This is a genomic window from Rhizobium viscosum (assembly GCF_014873945.1).
GTDB lineage: Bacteria > Pseudomonadota > Alphaproteobacteria > Rhizobiales > Rhizobiaceae > Rhizobium > Rhizobium viscosum.
This window is the reverse complement of sequence record NZ_JADBEC010000001.1, coordinates 21,861-39,569: the sequence shown is the minus strand read 5'-3', so window position 1 is coordinate 39,569 and position 17,709 is coordinate 21,861. Positions and strand designations below refer to the sequence as shown.

The 17,709-nt window shown below is 60.3% G+C and carries 17 protein-coding genes; 15 read left to right on the top strand and 2 right to left on the bottom strand.

Translation table 11 applies throughout. From position 1 onward, the window contains the following. The first annotated feature begins 196 nt into the window (after positions 1-196). The 9 genes from H4W29_RS00170 to H4W29_RS00130 all read left to right on the top strand — a co-directional run bounded on the left by H4W29_RS00170 (position 197) and on the right by H4W29_RS00130 (position 10,219). Complete coding sequence (locus H4W29_RS00170; RefSeq protein ID WP_192727162.1) at positions 197-1,453, top strand: sugar ABC transporter substrate-binding protein; 1,257 nt, start codon at positions 197-199, stop codon at positions 1,451-1,453. 9 nt (positions 1,454-1,462) lie between these two features. Continuing rightward, positions 1,463-2,410 carry a carbohydrate ABC transporter permease gene (locus H4W29_RS00165; protein ID WP_192727161.1) on the top strand — a complete coding sequence of 316 codons (948 nt, stop codon included), beginning with the start codon at positions 1,463-1,465 and terminating at the stop codon, positions 2,408-2,410. After that, positions 2,407-3,264, top strand: a complete 858-nt coding sequence (locus tag H4W29_RS00160) for a carbohydrate ABC transporter permease (RefSeq protein ID WP_192727160.1) — start codon at positions 2,407-2,409, stop codon at positions 3,262-3,264. Before H4W29_RS00165 ends, H4W29_RS00160 begins: the two co-directional genes overlap by 4 nt. A 3-nt stretch (positions 3,265-3,267) precedes the next feature. Next, positions 3,268-4,782: an argininosuccinate lyase gene (gene argH / locus H4W29_RS00155; protein WP_192727159.1), complete on the top strand. Its 1,515-nt coding sequence runs from the start codon at positions 3,268-3,270 to the stop codon at positions 4,780-4,782. Then, a complete protein-coding gene (locus H4W29_RS00150) occupies positions 4,782-5,813 on the top strand; it encodes an ABC transporter ATP-binding protein (protein ID WP_192727158.1) in 1,032 nt (343 codons plus the stop codon). The genes argH and H4W29_RS00150 overlap by 1 nt, the downstream gene beginning before the upstream one ends. Beyond that, positions 5,810-6,706 carry a carbohydrate kinase family protein gene (locus tag H4W29_RS00145; RefSeq protein ID WP_192727157.1) on the top strand — a complete coding sequence of 299 codons (897 nt, stop codon included), beginning with the start codon at positions 5,810-5,812 and terminating at the stop codon, positions 6,704-6,706. Before H4W29_RS00150 ends, H4W29_RS00145 begins: the two co-directional genes overlap by 4 nt. A 293-nt stretch (positions 6,707-6,999) precedes the next feature. Further along, positions 7,000-8,298 (top strand): efflux RND transporter periplasmic adaptor subunit, encoded by a 1,299-nt coding sequence (locus tag H4W29_RS00140; RefSeq protein ID WP_192727156.1) that lies wholly within the window; start codon positions 7,000-7,002, stop codon positions 8,296-8,298. Between the two features lie 12 nt (positions 8,299-8,310). Continuing rightward, on the top strand, positions 8,311-9,027 hold the full coding sequence (locus tag H4W29_RS00135) for an ABC transporter ATP-binding protein (protein ID WP_192727155.1): 717 nt from the start codon (positions 8,311-8,313) through the stop codon (positions 9,025-9,027). Beyond that, entirely contained in the window at positions 9,017-10,219 is a 1,203-nt protein-coding gene (locus tag H4W29_RS00130) for an ABC transporter permease (protein ID WP_192727154.1), read from the top strand. Before H4W29_RS00135 ends, H4W29_RS00130 begins: the two co-directional genes overlap by 11 nt. Before the next feature lie 5 nt (positions 10,220-10,224). Here the strand turns inward: H4W29_RS00130 and H4W29_RS00125 are convergent, their stop codons facing one another. After that, entirely contained in the window at positions 10,225-10,458 is a 234-nt protein-coding gene (locus tag H4W29_RS00125; protein WP_192727153.1) for a DUF6429 family protein, read from the bottom strand. Between the two features lie 103 nt (positions 10,459-10,561). On the opposite strand from H4W29_RS00125, the gene H4W29_RS00120 reads away from it, so the two are divergent. Beyond that, the gene (locus tag H4W29_RS00120; RefSeq protein WP_192730641.1) at positions 10,562-11,176 is read left to right on the top strand and encodes a GntR family transcriptional regulator; all 615 of its coding nucleotides are present in this window, start codon (positions 10,562-10,564) and stop codon (positions 11,174-11,176) included. Positions 11,177-11,224: 48 nt separating this feature from the next. Here H4W29_RS00120 and H4W29_RS00115 read toward each other — a convergent pair whose 3' ends face one another. Continuing rightward, positions 11,225-12,037, bottom strand: coding sequence for a ferredoxin--NADP reductase (locus tag H4W29_RS00115; RefSeq protein ID WP_192727152.1), 813 nt, complete (start codon positions 12,035-12,037; stop codon positions 11,225-11,227). 350 nt (positions 12,038-12,387) lie between these two features. Here H4W29_RS00115 and pcsA point away from each other — a divergent pair, with 350 nt between their 5' ends. From pcsA to H4W29_RS00090, 5 genes are read left to right on the top strand one after another with little or no spacing between them, the layout of a single operon-like run. Further along, positions 12,388-13,113, top strand: coding sequence for a phosphatidylcholine synthase (pcsA, locus tag H4W29_RS00110; protein ID WP_192727151.1), 726 nt, complete (start codon positions 12,388-12,390; stop codon positions 13,111-13,113). An 11-nt stretch (positions 13,114-13,124) separates the two neighbouring features. After that, entirely contained in the window at positions 13,125-14,105 is a 981-nt protein-coding gene (locus H4W29_RS00105; RefSeq protein ID WP_192727150.1) for a quinone oxidoreductase family protein, read from the top strand. Between the two features lie 39 nt (positions 14,106-14,144). Then, positions 14,145-15,713: an ABC transporter ATP-binding protein gene (locus H4W29_RS00100; RefSeq protein WP_192727149.1), complete on the top strand. Its 1,569-nt coding sequence runs from the start codon at positions 14,145-14,147 to the stop codon at positions 15,711-15,713. Then, positions 15,703-16,788, top strand: a complete 1,086-nt coding sequence (locus tag H4W29_RS00095) for an ABC transporter permease (RefSeq protein ID WP_192727148.1) — start codon at positions 15,703-15,705, stop codon at positions 16,786-16,788. Before H4W29_RS00100 ends, H4W29_RS00095 begins: the two co-directional genes overlap by 11 nt. Then, on the top strand, positions 16,785-17,705 hold the full coding sequence (locus H4W29_RS00090) for an ABC transporter permease (protein WP_192727147.1): 921 nt from the start codon (positions 16,785-16,787) through the stop codon (positions 17,703-17,705). The genes H4W29_RS00095 and H4W29_RS00090 overlap by 4 nt, the downstream gene beginning before the upstream one ends. Positions 17,706-17,709 lie beyond the last annotated feature (4 nt).

Here is a 17,709-nt window from a genome sequence, read left to right as displayed (position 1 = left end):
TAAACTAAATTATCTTATTGACAAAGCCTCCCTTCCGAACCAGCCTGAAAGGGTCGCAGTGCGATGCCGAGGAGGAGGAGCCTCAGTTCCATCTTCCCGAGCCAATCAAATCGGGGCGCTGCCGATGTGCGGGATGCCCTGGGGAACCAGATGAGCGCGAGCGGTTCGAAGGCCGGCTCGGCAATGGAGGGATGATATGCGTCGCGGAATCTTATTGGCCGGGCTTTTTGCCGGCATCAGCGTGGTTGCGGTCAACAGCGCCCAGGCCGTCGAAATCGAATACTGGCAGTATGTCTACGATACGCGCGTCAAGGCGATGGACCAGCTGATCGCCAATTTCGAGAAGGCCAATCCCGATATCACCGTCAAGCAGACGACATTTCCCTATGCCGACTACCAAACTCGCGTCGTTGCCGCCAATCTCGCCGGCAATGGCCCTGATGTGATGCAGCTCTTCTACGGCTGGCTCGATCAATTCATCGCCGGCGGCCTGCTGCAGCCGCTGCCGACGGATGCTTTCCCGCATGACCAGATCGAGAAAGACTTCTTCCCGATCGTATCAGCCATGAAGCGCGGTGACGACTATTACGGCCTGCCGACCGCCGTCCGTTCGCTGGCGCTCTTCTATAACAAGAAGCTCTTCCAGGAAGCCGGTCTCGACCCGAACAAGCCGCCGCAGACTGTCGACGAATTCGTGGCCGCCGCCGAAAAGACGGTCAAGCGCGACGCTGCCGGCAACATTGCCGTCGAAGGCACGACGCTCGACATGGGCGGCCAGGATCACCAGTGGTGGCGTGAGGTGCTGATCCGCCAGTTCGGCGGCGAGCCCTATACATCAGATTATTCCAAGGTCACCTACAATAGCGATGCCGGCATCAAGGCGCTGAAATTCTACACCAGCCTGCAGACCGAAAAGAAGGTCGGTCAGACCGGCTTCATGGATGAGGGCCAGGCGGCCTTCCGCGGCGGCAAGGCGGCGATGACCATCGACGGCACCTTCCGTCTCGGTTCCTTCGGCAGCATCAAGGATTTCGAATGGGGCGTAACCGAGCTTCCGGCCAACGCCGATGGCTTGCGCTCCAACTATGCGAGCTATTTCGCCAATGGTATCGGCGCCAAGGTCTCGGGCGAAAAGCTTGAGGCCTCCAAGAAGTTCCTCGCCTACGTGACCTCGCCGGAAGCCATGAAGGTCTGGCTGGGCACGGTCGGCGAACTGCCGGCCCGTCGCGAAGCCGCTCTGACCGATGAAAACCTCAAGAACCCGATCTACTCGCCGTTCCTGAAGGCGCTCGCCTACGCGCATACCTCGCTTTTCGTGGATGAAGCCGGCCAGCGCCAGAATGCCATCGACATGGTCAACCGCGTTCTCTTGGAAGGCCAGTCGCCCGAGGATTCCATTGCTCAAGCCGCAACGGCCGAGCAGGAAATCATCGACAACGCCAAGAGCAAATAAGGGACGGCTATGAGTTCCGCACCCGCGAATACGGAAGGGGCGGCTATCAGCCGTCCCGCCGGATCGTTCCGGGATCGGCTGACGATGCGCCAGAAACGCCTCGTCTGGGTCTGGACGTTCCTCGCCCTGCCGATCCTGTTTTACTGCGTGATCCGCTTTTATCCGACGCTGCAGGCTTTCTACCTGTCCTTCACCAATTGGAATCTGATGAAGCCGCCGAAATTCATCGGTGTCGCCAATTATGTGAAGCTCTATAACGACCCGCAGTTCTGGAAGGTTTTCCGCAACACCTTCACCTATTTGATCATCGGCACGCCGATTAGCCTCGTCGTCTCCTTCGTCGTGGCCTTTTTCCTGGATCGCGTGCGGTTCCTGCACGGGCTGATCCGCGCGCTCTATTTCCTGCCGTTCCTGACGACGGCAGCCGCCATGGCCTGGGTCTGGCGCTGGTTCTACCAGCCGGCCCCGATTGGCGTCATCAACGACGTGCTCGGCATGGTCGGTCTGCCGCAGCAGCAGTTCATCCGCTCCGTCGATCAGGCGCTGCCATCGATCATGGTCACCTCCATCTGGGCCGGTCTCGGCTTCCAGATCATCATCTTCATGGCCGGCCTTCGCGCCATCCCCAACACCTTCTACGAGGCTGCGAAGATCGACGGTCTCGGCGAATGGCCGATCCTGTGGAAGATCACGCTGCCGCTCCTGAAACCGACTACCGTGTTCCTCGTCGTCTTCTCCTCGATCGGCTTCCTGCGCATCTTCGATCAGGTCTACAACATGACGACCAACGATCCCGGCGGACCGCTCGGATCGACCAAGCCTCTGGTTCTCATGATCTATCAGACTGCCTTTTCATCCTACAACATGGGTTATGCAGCAGCTCAAACCGTCGTGCTCTTCGCCATCCTGCTCTGCGTCTCCCTGCTGCAGCTCTGGATCCTGAGGGAGCGCAAATGAGTGCCGTGACGACAGACAACGCGGCACCGCTGCCGAAAGCCAATATCCGCCCCGGCGCCATCATCACCTGGACGCTGCTCTTCATCGGCGGCCTCATCATGGTCTCGCCGCTGCTTTTCATGTTCTCGACCTCGCTGAAGACGGCAGGCCAGGTCTATGACCTACGCCTTATCCCGGCCGAGCCGACGCTGCAGAACTACATCACCGTCCTCTCCGACGGCCGTTTCATGCGCTGGTTCCTGAACTCGACGATCGTTGCCTGCACAGTGACGCTCTCGAACGTCTTCTTCGACAGCCTCGTCGGCTATACACTGGCCAAGTTCGAATTCCGCGGCCGTTATCTGATCTTCCTCGCGATCCTCTCGACGCTGATGATTCCGACGGAAATGCTTGTCATCCCTTGGTATCTGATGTCGGCGCAGCTCGGCTGGCTCGACAGCTACTGGGGCGTCATGTTCCCCGGCATGATGACGGCCTTCGGCACTTTCCTGATGAAGCAGTTCTTCGAGACGGTCCCGAACGACTTCCTCGAAGCGGCTCGCATCGACGGCCTGAACGAGTTCCAGATCTGGTGGAAGGTGGCGATGCCACTCGTCACACCGGCGCTGTCAGCGCTTGCCATCTTCACCTTCCTCGGTAACTGGACGGCCTTCTTCTGGCCGCTGATCGTCACCACCAGCCGTGAACTCTACACGCTGCCGGTCGGCCTCTCGAGCTTTGCCGTCGAGCAATCCATTCAATGGGAAATGATCATGACCGGTGCGGCACTCGCGACATTGCCGACGCTGCTCGTCTTCCTGGTGCTGCAGCGCTACATCGTGCGCGGCATCATGCTGGCTGGTCTGAAGGGATAGAACATGACCGACACCAATCCACGCCTTGCCGACAGGAGCGTCTTTCCTGATCCGGTCTATAAGGAAACGGTGCTGAAGCCGCTTTTCGACGGTGCCAAGACGCATCATATCGACGGCTTCCGCCGCATCGACCGTGCCCATCTCGTCATGCTGGTCGAGACCGGTATTCTCGACCGCGAGCAGGCCGGCAAGATCGCGACTGCACTCGAAGCGATCGATCGCGACATCGACCCGGCAAAGCTCGTCTATACCGGCGAAGTGGAAGACTTCTTTTTCCTGATCGAGAAGGAGCTGAAAGCCCGCATCGGCGTCGATATTGCTGGCCGCCTGCATACGGCGCGCTCGCGCAATGACATCGACCATACGCTGTTCAAGCTCGGCCTGAAGGAGCGCATCGATGCACTGATGGTCAAGGCGCGCAAGCTGCTCGACGCGATGATTGCCACGGCCGACTGGGAAAAGGAGACCCTGATCGTCGCCTACACCCACGGCCAGCCGGCTCAGCCGACCACCTTCGGCCATTATCTTTCAGCAGCGATCGAAGTGCTGATCCGCGATATCGAACGCTTCGCGGAAGCACGCAACATCGTCAACCTCAGCCCCATGGGCGCCGCCGCGATCACCACGTCGGGTTTCCCGATCGACCGAGCCCGCATCGCCGAACTGCTGGGCTTTGCCGCGCCGCTACGCAATTCCTACAGCTGCATCGCAGCCGTCGACTACACGACCTCGACCTATAGCGCGATCGAACTGATGTTCCTGCATCTCGGCCGTCTGATTCAGGACTTGCAGTTCTGGACGAGCTTCGAGGTCGGCCAGATCTACGTGCCGAACGCACTGGTGCAGATCTCCTCCATCATGCCGCAGAAGCGCAATCCGGTGCCGATCGAGCATATGCGCCATCTCGCGAGCCAGACCTTCGGTCGCGCCCGCACAGTGCTCGATGTCATGCACAACACGCCCTTCACAGACATGAATGACAGCGAGGGCGAGACGCAGGGCATGGGCTACGAAGCTTTCCATTCGGCCGGGCGCGTGCTCGACCTGCTCGCAGCCTTCGTCGCGCAGATCAGCATCGATCCGCAACGCGTGGCAGACAATATCCGCCGCTCCTGCATCACCATTACCGAGCTTGCGGATTCGCTGGTCCGCCTCGAAGGGCTCTCCTTCCGGCAGGCGCATGAGATTGCCGCAACGGTCGCCCGCGCCGTGGTCGCCAAAGGGGGCGGTCTTTCGGATGACGGCTACGAGCCCTTCCTCGCGGCTTTCGAGGAACTGGCTGGCCGCAAGCCCGGCATCGACAAGGCACAATTTGCCGAGATCGTCTCGCCGGAACATTTTGTTGCCGTCCGCGCCCGCTTCGGCGGTCCCGCGTCGGCACCGATGGCGGATGCGCTTGCAGCCTACCAGGAAAAGGCTGCGGCATTCGCCAGACAGACACAGGAGAATGCAGCGCGCGAAGCAGCGGCTGCCGAGGAACTTCAAACCAGATTCACGGCATTGATGGGGGTCGCCTGATGGCAAATATCGAACTGCAGGGGCTCGTCAAACGCTACGGCAAACTGGATGTCGTGCACGGCATCGATCTGACAATCGCCGACGGCGAATTCGTCGTCTTCGTCGGCCCGTCCGGCTGCGGCAAGTCGACGACGCTGCGCATGATCGCCGGCCTCGAAGATATTTCTGGCGGCACCTTGAGGATCGGCGGCGAGGTGGTCAACGAGCGCGAGCCGAAACAGCGCAACATCGCCATGGTGTTTCAGAACTATGCCATCTATCCGCATATGAGCGTGCGCCAGAATATCGGCTTTGGCCTCTACACCTCCAAGCTTTCGCAGGTGGATAAGGACAAGCGCATCGATGAGACGGCCCAGATCCTCGGACTGACCGATTATCTCGCCCGCCGTCCGGCGGCACTGTCCGGGGGCCAGCGCCAGCGTGTCGCGATCGGCCGCGCCATGGTGCGTAACCCCTCGGCCTTCCTCTTCGACGAACCGTTGTCGAATCTCGACGCCCAGTTGCGCACGCAGATGCGCATCGAGATCAAGCGGCTGCACCAGCGGCTCGGCACCACGATCGTCTATGTGACGCACGATCAGGTCGAGGCCATGACCATGGCTGACCGGATCGTCGTCATGAAAGACGGCCACATCCTGCAGGCGGGAACGCCGATGGATATCTACGAGAACCCAGCCGATGTCTTCACTGCGCGCTTCATCGGCAGTCCGTCGATGAACCTTCTGCCGGGCACGGCTGCGGCCGATGGTTTGCGTATCGGGCAGGGCGGTCCGCATCTGATCGGCGTGCGTCCGCATGATCTGGTTATCGGCGAAGGCACGGGCGTCCTTTCGCTCTCAGGCACGGTGACGGCCGTCGAGCCGCTCGGCGCCGAAACGCTGGTGCATTTCGATGTGGCGGACACGCCGGTGATTGCAACAGCCCCGGGCAAGGTGATACCGACCGTCGGCAGCGCCGTGAATGCCCATGCAGCCTCCGGTGCTCTCTATGTTTTCGATGCAAAAACGGAAAAGGCCCTCGGGCGCCAATGACATCTGATAATGACATGCGATCCGCGGTGCTCAGCATCGGCCGGATTTATTGCGACCTGATCTTCACAGGCCTGGAGACGATGCCCGTGCTCGGGCGTGAGCTCTTTGCCGATGACTTGCGCATTGCAGCAGGCGGCGGCGCTTTCATCGTGGCCGCTTATTCCGCCCATATCGGCCGCAAGACGGCTCTGCTCTCGCGTCTCGGCACCGATGGGCTTTCGAATGGTTTGATCGCGGAACTGGAAGCGAGCGGCGTCGATCTGCGTTTTCTCGACCGGGCGGCCGACGCCGGTCCGCAGGTCACGGTCGCCATCAACAATGGCGAGGAACGGGCTTTCCTGTCCCGCCGCGCCGGCGGCGCGGAGCCGGCGACACTCGGCGAGGCGCTTGCCTGGAACAAGGCGCGTCATCTGCACATTGCCGAATTTGCCACGTTGGCGGAAATCCCCGGCCTGGTCGCAAAGGCGAGGGAGAATGGGCTTACCGTATCGCTCGATCCGAGTTGGGACGAAACGCTGATCTACCAGCATGATTTCCTCGATCGTTGCGAGGGCGTTGACCTCTTCCTTCCGAATGTCGAGGAAGCCGTTGCTATCACCGGATATTCCGATCCGGACGTAGCGCTGGACAGGCTCGCCGAGCGCTTCCCGGCAGTGGCGTTGAAGGCAGGCGCCGGCGGCGCTTATTTCGCGGCCGGAGATATGCGTCTCCATGAGAATGCCCCCACCGTCAAGGTCGTGGATACGACGGGTGCCGGGGATGCCTTCAATGCCGGGCTCATCCATGCCTGGCTTGGCGGCGCGAGCGCCGATATCTGCCTGCGCGAAGGCATTGCCATGGGCAGCCTCGCGGTTCAGGCTGCGGGCGGCGCTGCAATCCTGCCTCCACGCTAGAGCTTGGACGATGCCGCGGCCTTTCCAGGGCCGAGGATCGCTCTAGGTTGACCGAAGTGGCGCAGAAACCGCTGTGCCAGATGCAACCTGAATATTCGCTTAGAGCCCGCGGGGCTTGTTGTCGAACAGCTTTCGCTGACTGCTCCATCCAGCTGTTTCCTTACGAATATTTCATGTTTTTCAGCCGCATTTCCGTGCCATCGTCAGGGCATCGGTAATGTTGGGTTCATCTTCGGCATGATTATCTCGGCGTCACGCAGGGCTGATACGGCGAAGCATATATCGAGGATTAGATGGACAATCTGGAGGCTGGCAAAGAGACCGGTTCCGTAACAGGCGCAAATGCCGATCTTGCTGCCGTGCTGGTCGCCGGCCGACAGAGCAGGGGGCGTCGCTGGCGCGGACGACTGATCGTTCTGCTGCTCGTGATCCTGGCTGCTGCCGCTGCCGCCTATTTCTATGCGGGCCAAGGCCGTTCCGAAATCACCTACACGACCCAGCCGGTCAAGCGTGGCGACCTCACAGTGCTCGTCACCGCCACTGGTTCCGTCCAGCCGACCCAACAGGTGGATATATCGAGCGAATTGTCGGGTACCATGCGCGACGTCAATGTCGACTATAACAGCACCGTGAAGGCAGGCGATATTCTCGCGGAGCTGGATACGAACAAGCTGGAAGCAGACGTTAAGAGCTCGCGCGCCAAGCTCAACTCGGCAAAGGCCAATGTAGTCAAGGCGAATGCCGATCTGCAATCGGCAGCAACCTCGCTCGACCGCCTGAAAAGCCTCGTCAAGAGCAACGTCTCCACCCAGCAGAGCCTTGACGACGCGACCTACAAATATGACTCGGCTGTCGCCGCGAAGGATATCAACGAGGCCGAGGTCCTGGCCTCGGAGGCGGACCTGCAGCTTGCCGAGGTCAATCTCGGCAAGGCGAAGATCGTCGCGCCGATCGATGGTGTGATCCTCACCCGCTCCGTCGATCCGGGTGCGACCGTTGCCGCCTCGCTCTCGGCGCCCGTGCTTTTCACCATTGCCGGCGATCTCAAGAAGATGGAGCTGCAGGTCGATGTCGACGAAGCCGATGTTGGCCAGATCGCCGTCGGCCAGAGGGCCAAGTTCACAGTCGACGCCTATCCCGACCGCACCTTCCCAGCGGTCATCGAGCAGATCCGCTTTGCCTCTGAAGTGGTCAACAATGTCGTCACCTACAAGGCCGTGCTTTCGGTCGACAATGCCGACTTGCTTCTGCGCCCCGGCATGACTGCGACTTCCGATATCACCGTCGAAGCCGTCAAGGATACGCTGATGGTCCCGAATGTGGCCCTGCGTTATGCTCCGCCGCAGGCGGAAGGCCGTGGCGGCCGTGGTATCTTCAGCCTGTTGCGCCCGCCGCGTCCGTTCCGCAGCGGTGGTGGCGGTGATGCCAAACTGACCGGTACGCAGCGCCGGGTCTGGGTGCTGCGCAACGGCCACCCCGCACCCGTCGTGATCCAGGTTGGCTCCTCGGATGGCCAGTTCACGCAGGTCACCTCTGGCAAGCTTACCGAAAAGGATGCTGTTATCACCGATGCCGCGACGCGGACGAACTGACGGAAGCCGATGATGGAACGCCCGCCGCTTCTTGAATTCAGGCAAGTCTCGAAAATCTACGGTGAGGGCGCAGCGGCCATCCGCGCGCTCGACCATGTAGACCTTTCGATCCGCGAGCATGAGTTCGTCGCCATCATGGGACCGTCCGGTTCCGGCAAGTCGACGGCAATGAATATTCTCGGCTGCCTCGATGTGCCGACCTCGGGCGACTATGTCTTCCAGGGCATTTCGACCAGCGGCTTTGACCGCAGCCAGCTGACGCTGTTGCGCCGGCATATGCTGGGCTTCGTCTTCCAGGGGTTCAACCTGTTGTCGCGCACCTCCGCCGTGGAGAACGTCGAACTGCCGCTGATCTATCGCGGCATGGCAGTCGGCGAGCGGCGCAGGCGAGCGAGGGAGGCGCTCAGCCTCGTCGGCCTGTCGGGCAGGGAACATCACAAGACGCAGGAACTCTCCGGCGGCCAGCAGCAGCGCGTGGCAATCGCCCGTGCCATCGTCACCGAGCCGGCCTTACTACTCGCCGATGAGCCGACCGGCAACCTCGATACCAAGACCAGCATCGAGATCATGGACCTGATGACGCGGCTGAACCGCGAACAGGGCATCACCATAGTCATGGTCACGCACGAGCCTGATATCGCCACCTATGCAGGGCGCCTGCTGCGCTTCGTCGACGGCAAGCTGGAGACCGAAGTGGAGCATCAGCGGAGGGCGGAACATGTTCTTTGAAACGCTGAAGCTCGCTCTGCGTGCGATCAGCCGCAATCTGCTGCGCTCCTTCCTCACCGTACTCGGTGTCGTCATCGGCGTTGCCGCAGTCATCGCGCTCGTCACGATCGGCAACGGTACGACTGTGCAGGTTTCGACCGAGCTGTCACGTCTCGGCACCAACATGCTCTTCGTGCGCCCCGGCCAGTTCGGTCCCGGTCGCGCCAGTTCCGAGGCGCGGCGCTTCACGCTGAAGGATGTCGAGGCGATACGCGATCAGGTTCCGGGTCTGCGGGCGGTTGCGCCCTCCAACCAGTCGACGGCAACCGTCATCTTCGGCGGCCAGAACCATTCAACCACGGTCTATGGCACGACCAACGACTATTTTGTCGCACAGGACTGGGATCTGGCGCTTGGCCGCAATTTCACGCCGGCAGAGGAGCGCGGCCAGTCGCGCTGCATCATCGGCGAGACCGTACGCGAGCAACTCTTCGGGGCGGCGGACCCGACCGGCCAGCTGATCCGTGTCGGCAAGGTTTCCTGCCCGGTCATCGGCGTCCTGGCAAAGCGCGGCCAGTCCGGCATGGGCAACGACCAGGACGATGCCGTCATCATGCCGGTCAAGGTCTTCCAGCGCCGCATCAGCGGCACCTCCAATGTGCCGACGATCCTCATCTCGGCGCGAGACGGTGTCTCGACCTCAAAGGTACAGGCCGATGTCGAGAACCTGCTGCGTGAACGCCGAAAGATCATTCCCGGCCGTCAGGACGATTTCAACGTCAATGACATGACGCAGATCGCCGAAGCCATGACCGGAACCACCACGCTGCTGACCGGTCTGCTTGGAGCGGTCGCCGCCGTCAGTCTGTTGGTCGGCGGCATCGGCATCATGAATATCATGCTGGTGTCGGTAACGGAGCGCACGCGCGAAATCGGTATCCGCCTTGCAATCGGCGCGTTGGAAAACCAGGTACTGACACAGTTCCTTGTCGAAGCAGTCGCCCTGTCACTGTTCGGCGGCATTGCGGGTATCATGCTTGGTCTTGGGCTCGCCTATACTGCCGTCAGCTTCCTTAATGTGCCTTTTGTCGTCAGTCCGATGATTATCTGCGTCGCCTTCGTTTTCTCGGCGGCGATCGGCATGATCTTCGGCTTCTTCCCGGCAAGACGGGCAGCACAGCTCAACCCTATCGAGGCGCTGCGCCACGAATGAAGATCCTATCGAGACTGACGCGCAAATAGGCTGTGGAACAGCTCCTCGGACCGCCGGAGCCCTTCGTCCGTCAAGACGACTGATTTCGATTTGTTCGCGGGATCTTCGATCAGGCCTTTCTTGAACAGGCGATCCGTCACATCCCAGTCAAGCCCTTTCCAGGCACGCCGCTCATCGTGGAGTGTCAGCCATAACAGTGCCAATGCCGCAGCATCGATCTTGTCTTCATCAATATCCATAACATCGCCCTTTGGTCCATGGCTTTGAAATATTACGATAACTTGCCTTTGGATTCTATCCATGCGAATGATGATATATCAGTCGAATGACGGATTCGCCCGCATGCAGGAATCGCTAAGCCATCTCGCCTATCTGGCGCTCGAGCACGCTATCGTGACGCTGGCTTTGGCCCCGGGTGCGCTTGTGACGGAAAAGCAGCTCATCGATCTTGCCGGCCATGGCCGCACGCCGGTGCGCGAGGCAATCCAGAAGCTTGCATGGCAGGGCTTGATCGTAGTGAAGCCGCGTGTCGGCCTGCAGATTGCTGAGATCAATTCCGAAGACCACGCCAATGTCATGCAAGTGCGCCGCAAACTCGAGCCGATAGCGGCTGCTCTTGTTGCCGATGCGGCAAATGAAGAGCAGCGATCCCGGCTGGTTGCCTGCGCCCGTGCGATGGAAGAATGCGCCGTCAGCGGCGATCTCTCGGGCTTCTTCGCCGCCGACAAGGCCTTCGATGAAATCCTGGAGGATGCCTGCTCGAACCGTTTTATCACGGCAGCGCTGGGCCCGGTCCAGACCCATTCCCGCCGCCTGTGGTATTCTACCGCCAATCCGGAACGGATGGATCGCTCCATTTCCTTCCATGTTGCGGTTATCAGGGCCATCCATCAGGGCGAGGTCGAGCAGGCGCGAGAGGCGATGGCCGATCTGATCGATTATCTCAGCCAGAAATAAAAAACGGCCCCGTTTCCGGAGCCGTTGTTTGGGGACCTGCCTGTCAGCTCAGCCGACGAAGGCGCGCTCAATCACGAATTCGGCGGGCTTGCTGTTGGCGCCCTCGTCGAGGCCAGCCTTTTCCAGAAGCTCCTTCGTGTCCTTCAGCATGGCGGAAGAACCGCAAATCATGCCGCGGTCAACAGCCGGATCGATCGGCGGCACGCCGAGATCGGTGAAGAGCTTGCCCGAGGAAATCAGGTCGGTGATACGGCCGCGATATTCGAAATCTTCGCGGGTGACTGTCGCATAGTGGCGCAACTTGTCGCCGACGACTTCCTTGAGAAGCTCGTCATTCTGGATCTCGTGGACGAGATCGAAGCCGTATTTCAGCTCGGAAATCTCGCGCGTCGTATGGGTCAGGATGACCTCGTCGAACTTCTCATAGGTTTCGGGATCGCGGATGAGGCTCGCGAACGGTGCGATGCCCGTGCCGGTCGAGAACATGTAGAGGCGCTTGCCGGGGGTCAGCGCATCGAGAACCAGCGTGCCCGTCGGCTTCTTGCGCATCAGCACCTGGTCGCCCGGCTTGATGAGCTGCAGATGCGAGGTCAGTGGGCCATCCGGTACCTTGATGGAGAAGAATTCCAGTTCTTCGGCCCAGGCGGGGCTTGCGATCGAATAGGCGCGGAAGACTGGCTTGCCTTCGACCATCAGGCCGATCATCGCGAATTCGCCCGAACGGAAACGGAAGCCATCCGGCCGGGTCATCGTGAAACGGAAGAGCCGGTCAGTGTAATGCGTCACGCTCAGGACCGTCTCGGCGTAAACGCCGGCGGGAATGGCGGAGGCGAATTCTTCGGTCTTTGCAGGAGCGTTCATTTCGATATCGGGCTCGTCGTTCGCAGGATAATCATCGGCATGCGAGGCAGATATTACAAAACCCCGCTAAATTAAAGGCAATCCATTCCATCGCATGCCTGGGGAGCGAAATATGCATGTCACGGTCAGGATTCACTGGCCTGTGGCGAACTGTCGCTTTTGCGCTGGCTAAGCTATTCAAAGGATGCATATTAAAGCATGTCGCGCAAAAGTGTTCATGCGGTTTTGCGACAACGACATGCGTCAAATAAAGACCTGAAGCGTGGCGAGCGATCTGAAAGATCGTGGCACGTTTCAAGAAAAAAACGACGCCCGCTGCGACGCGGGCGCGACAGGCGGTACGGGGGAACATGAAGATTTTCAATTACAAGCGCGTTCCTTACGCGGAAATGCGCGCATTTTCCGTCCATATACTGACGGCGTCCGGTTCCTTCCTTGCCTTTCTCGGTGTGGTGGCCGCCGCCGAGCATCGCTTCATTGACATGTTCTGGTGGCTGGGCCTTGCGCTTCTGGTGGATGGCATCGACGGGCCGATCGCCCGCAAAGTGCGCGTCAAGGAAGTCCTGCCCAACTGGTCCGGCGATACGCTCGACAATATCATCGATTACGTGACCTATGTGCTGCTGCCGGCCTTTGCACTCTATCAGAGCGGCATGATCGGCGAGCCCTGGTCTTTCGCTGCCGCCGGCATGATCGTCGTTTCCAGCGCCATCTATTATGCCGATACGGGCATGAAGACGGAGGAGTATTTCTTTTCCGGTTTCCCCGTCGTCTGGAACATGGTGGTCTTCACGCTCTTCGTCATGCATGCGAGCGAGATGACGGCCTTTATCGTCGTCACCGTCTCCGTGATCCTGACCTTTTTGCCGATCAACTTCCTTCATCCCGTGCGGGTCCAGCGCCTGCGCCCGCTGAATCTCGGCATCTTTCTGCTGTGGTCAGCGCTTGGTGCCTATTCGCTGTTGATGCATTTCGACATGCCGCAATGGGCCGTCGTTCTCTTCATCGTGAGCGGCATCTACCTTTACGTTATCGGTGCCGTGCTCCAATTCTTCCCGGCGCTTGGACGTCAATGAGGTAGACTGAGATGACAAAGACGAAGGCGGTTTCTTTCTCCAGAAACGGTGGTCCCGAGGTTTTCGAATATGTCGATATCGATCTGCCGCCGCCATCCGCGGGTCAGGTGCAGATCCGCCAGCAAGCGGTCGGGCTGAATTTCATCGATGTTTATTTCCGTGACGGCACCTACAAGGCGCCGCATCTGCCCTTCGTAACTGGCAAGGAAGGCGCCGGCGTCGTCACCTCCGTTGGCCCCGGGGTGACCGATTTCGCCGTGGGCGACCGCGTCGCTTATGCCAGTGCCGATGGCGCCTATAGCGTGGAACGCAATATCGAGACGAAACATCTGGTGAAGGTGCCCGACGGCGTCAGCCTGGAAACCGCAGCCGCCATGATGCTGAAGGGTATGACGGCCGAGTATCTCCTGAACCGCACGTTCAAGGTCGGCCCTGGCACGGTGCTGCTCTTCCATGCCGCAGCCGGCGGCGTCGGCCTCATCGCCGGCCAGTGGGCAAAGGCGCTCGGCGCAACCGTCATCGGCACGGCAGGCTCAGCCGACAAGGTCCAGCTGGCGCTCGACCACGGCTATGATCATGTCATCAACTACAAGACCGAGAACTTCGCAGAGCGCGTGCGGGAGATCACTGGTGGCAAGGGTGTCGACGTGGTTTATGACTCGATCGGCCGCGACACTTTCCCACAGTCGCTGGATTGCCTGAAGCCACGCGGCCTCTTCGCGTCGTTTGGCCAATCCTCGGGCGCGATCGAGAATTTTACGATGGCGCACCTTGCCCAGAGGGGCTCTCTCTATGCCACGCGCCCGACGCTCTTCACTTATATTGCCTCGCGTCAGGAACTGACCGATTGTGCAAACAATCTATTTGATGTTGTGCAGAGCAACAAAGTGCGTATCAATATCAACCAAACCTATCCGTTGCGTGAGGTTGGGCGGGCGCACACGGATCTGGAAACAAGAAAAACAACCGGTACGACGCTGCTGATTCCATGAGATCCAAACGGACCGGTCGGCAGAAGAAATGAGGGGAACGTGTCGCCATTGAATGTGCCGGCTTCCGGCGCGTTGTTATCGGTGCAAAAGCTGACGAAATTCTTCGGTAGCTTTGCCGCCTGCAATGAAATCAATCTCGATATAGCGCCGGGCGAAATTCATGCGCTCCTCGGCGAAAATGGCGCAGGCAAATCCACACTGGTCAAGATGCTCTTCGGCGTTCTGGAGCCGACGGATGGGCATATCCTCTGGGAGGGAAGGCCGGTTGTGATCACCTCTCCGGGCGAGGCCCGCAAGCTCGGCATCGGCATGGTCTTCCAGCATTTTTCGCTGTTCGAGGCGCTGACCGTTGCCGAAAATATTGCGCTTTCGCTTGATGACAGCATTCCGATCGGCAGGATCGCCGAAGAGGCGAGGGCGCTGTCTGCGGCCTATGGCCTGCCACTCGATCCGCATGCGCATGTCGCCGATCTCTCGGTTGGCGAGCGTCAGCGCATCGAAATCGTCCGAGCCCTGCTGCAGAATCCGAAGCTCATCATCCTCGACGAACCGACATCGGTGCTGACGCCGCAGGAGGCCGACAAGCTCTTCGAAACGCTTTTCAAGCTGCGCGCCGAGGGCCGCTCGGTCCTCTATATCAGCCACCGCCTGGAAGAGGTGCAGCGCATCTGCGACCGCGCCACCGTGCTGCGTCATGGCCGCGTAACCGGCGCCTGCGATCCCAAGCAGGAAACACCCTCCTCTCTCGCCCGCATGATGGTCGGCAGCGAGGTAGCTTCCGTCACGCATCCCGAGCGCAGTGACAAGGGTGACGTGCAGCTTGCGGTCTCGAACCTTTCCGTCGCCGCACGCACGCCCTTTGCCATGCCACTGCGCGATGTCTCCATGACGGTACGGTCAGGCGAGATCCTCGCGATCGCCGGTGTTGCGGGCAATGGACAGAGCGAACTCTTCGATGCGCTGTCAGGCGAATATCCTGTCACCTCTGCCGAAGCGATCGTGATCCGCAAGAAGCCGGTCGGAACACAGGGCATTACCGCCCGCCGCCTGATTGGCGCCGGCTTCGTGCCGGAAGAGCGGCATGGCCATGCGGCCGTTTCCGCCATGAAACTTTCCGACAATCTGGTACTGGCCCGCAGCCAGTCCGACCGCAAAGCCTTCCTCGGTATCCTCGGCATCATCCGCTACAGTGCGGTGAAATCTGCCGCACGGCGCATTTCGGAGGCGATGGACGTGCGCAAGAGCGGCGATGACCCTGCCGCAGGCTCGCTCTCCGGCGGCAACCTGCAAAAATTCATCGTCGGCCGCGAGCTTGATCGCCAGCCCTCCGTTCTCGTCGTCAATCAGCCGACCTGGGGTGTGGACGCTGGTGCGGCAAGCCGCATCCGCCAAGCATTGGTGGACCTGGCAAAGGCCGGTTCGGCCGTCGTCGTCATCAGCCAGGATCTCGACGAGATCTTCGAAGTGGCGACAGATATCGCCGTCATTTCCGAAGGACGTCTTTCGAAACCGTATGCAGCAGGTGAACTCACGCGCGAGAAGATCGGCTTGCTGATGGGCGGACTGCATGAGAGCAAGCATGCTGCGGAGGCTGCTCATGCGCATTGAGCTTGAAAAACGCCCGCAGGTCTCGAAACTCTATGCTTTCGTTTCACCGCTTCTCGCTCTCGTCCTGACGCTGATATTTGGCGCCGTCATGTTCGCCATGCTCGGCAAGGATCCGGTCGAGGCACTCGATGCCTTCTTCCTCGAGCCGCTTTTAGAAGTCTGGTCGCTGCACGAATTGGCGGTCAAGGCAGCACCGCTGATCCTGATCGCGGTCGGTCTCGCCGTCTGCTATCGCTCCAACAACTGGAATATCGGCGCCGAAGGCCAGTTCACTATCGGCGCGATCACCGGCTCCTATATCCCGATCATCTTCTACGACTGGCATTCACCGCTCGTGCTGCCGCTGATGCTGATTTTGGGGGCGCTCGGCGGCGCGCTGTTCGCAGCCGTTCCGGCATTGCTGAAGGCGCATTTCAACACCAACGAGATCCTAACATCGCTGATGCTGGTCTATACTGCCCAGTTGTTTCTCGACTGGCTGATCCGGGGCGCATGGCGTGATCCCAAGGGCTTTAACTTCCCGGTGTCGCGCGATTTCGCGCCGGAAGCGATCGTGCCGGCAATCTGGGAGGAATCGGGACGCGCCCATTGGGCCTTCATCTTCGCCATTATTGCGGCGGTGCTCGTCTGGTTCATGATGCGCTTCACGCTGAAGGGCTTCGAGATCGTCGTGCTCGGCCAGTCGGAACGGGCAGGGCGCTTTGCAGGCTTTTCGTCGAAGAAGATGATCTGGTTCAGTTTCGTCTTTTCCGGCGCGCTCGCAGGCCTTGCCGGTATCTGCGAGGTCTCGGGCTCGATCGGCCACCTGCAGCCGGCGATTTCGCCTGGCTACGGCTTCACCGCCATCATCGTCGCCTTCCTCGGTCGCCTCAACCCGCTTGGCATCATTGCTTCCGGTCTGGTGCTGGCGCTGACCTATCTGGGCGGTGAGGCTGCGCAGCTTTCGATCGGTGTTTCGGACAAGGTCACCCGCGTCTTCCAGGGGCTCATCCTCTTCTTCGTGCTCTCCTGCGACACGCTGATCTATTATAAAATCCGCATCGTCTGGTCGCGGGTAAGGGGCGGCGCGGCATGAGCATCTTCGAAGCCATTCTCCTGACCGTCATCACCGCTTCCACGCCGCTCGTCATCGCAGCCCTCGGTGAGCTCGTGACGGAGCGCTCGGGCGTCCTCAATCTCGGCGTCGAGGGCATGATGATCATGGGTGCTGTCGCCGCCTTTGCCGGCGCGCAGATCTCCGGTTCGCCCTATGTCGGCATCATCTGCGGCATTGCCGCCGGCGCGCTTTTCTCGCTGCTCTTCGCCTTCCTGACGCTGACGCTGGTGGCAAACCAGGTGGCGACCGGCCTGGCGCTGACGCTTCTCGGCCTTGGCGTCTCCGGCCAACTCGGTGAGCCCTATGTCAGCGTCCCCGGCATTCAGCTGAAAGAGATCGTCATCCCACTCCTGTCCGATATTCCCGTTATCGGCCCGGTTCTCTTCAAGCAGGATCTGATCTTCTACCTGTCGATCGCCTTGCTCTTCGGCGTGAGCTGGTTCCTGTTCAGAAGCCGCCCCGGCCTGAAACTCAGGGCGATCGGCGATAGCCACGGTTCTGCCCACGCACTCGGCATTCATGTCATCCGCACGCGCTATCTCGCGGTGATGTTCGGCGGTGCCTGCGCGGGTCTTGCCGGCGCGCAGCTTTCGCTCGTCTACACGCCGCAATGGGTGGAGAACATGTCGGCGGGCCGTGGCTGGATCACGCTGGCGCTGGTGGTCTTTGCCTCCTGGCGCCCGTGGCGGGTCTTTGCCGGCGGTTATCTCTTCGGCGCGGTAACGATCCTGCAGCTTCATGCGCAGGCCTTCGGTCTCGGCATCCCCGCGCAGTTCCTATCGATGCTGCCCTATGCTGCGACTATTGTGGTTCTCATCATCATTTCTCATAATCGGCGCACGACGTTGATCAACACGCCCGCGTCGCTTGGAAAAGCCTTCGTACCGGAGCGATAAACAA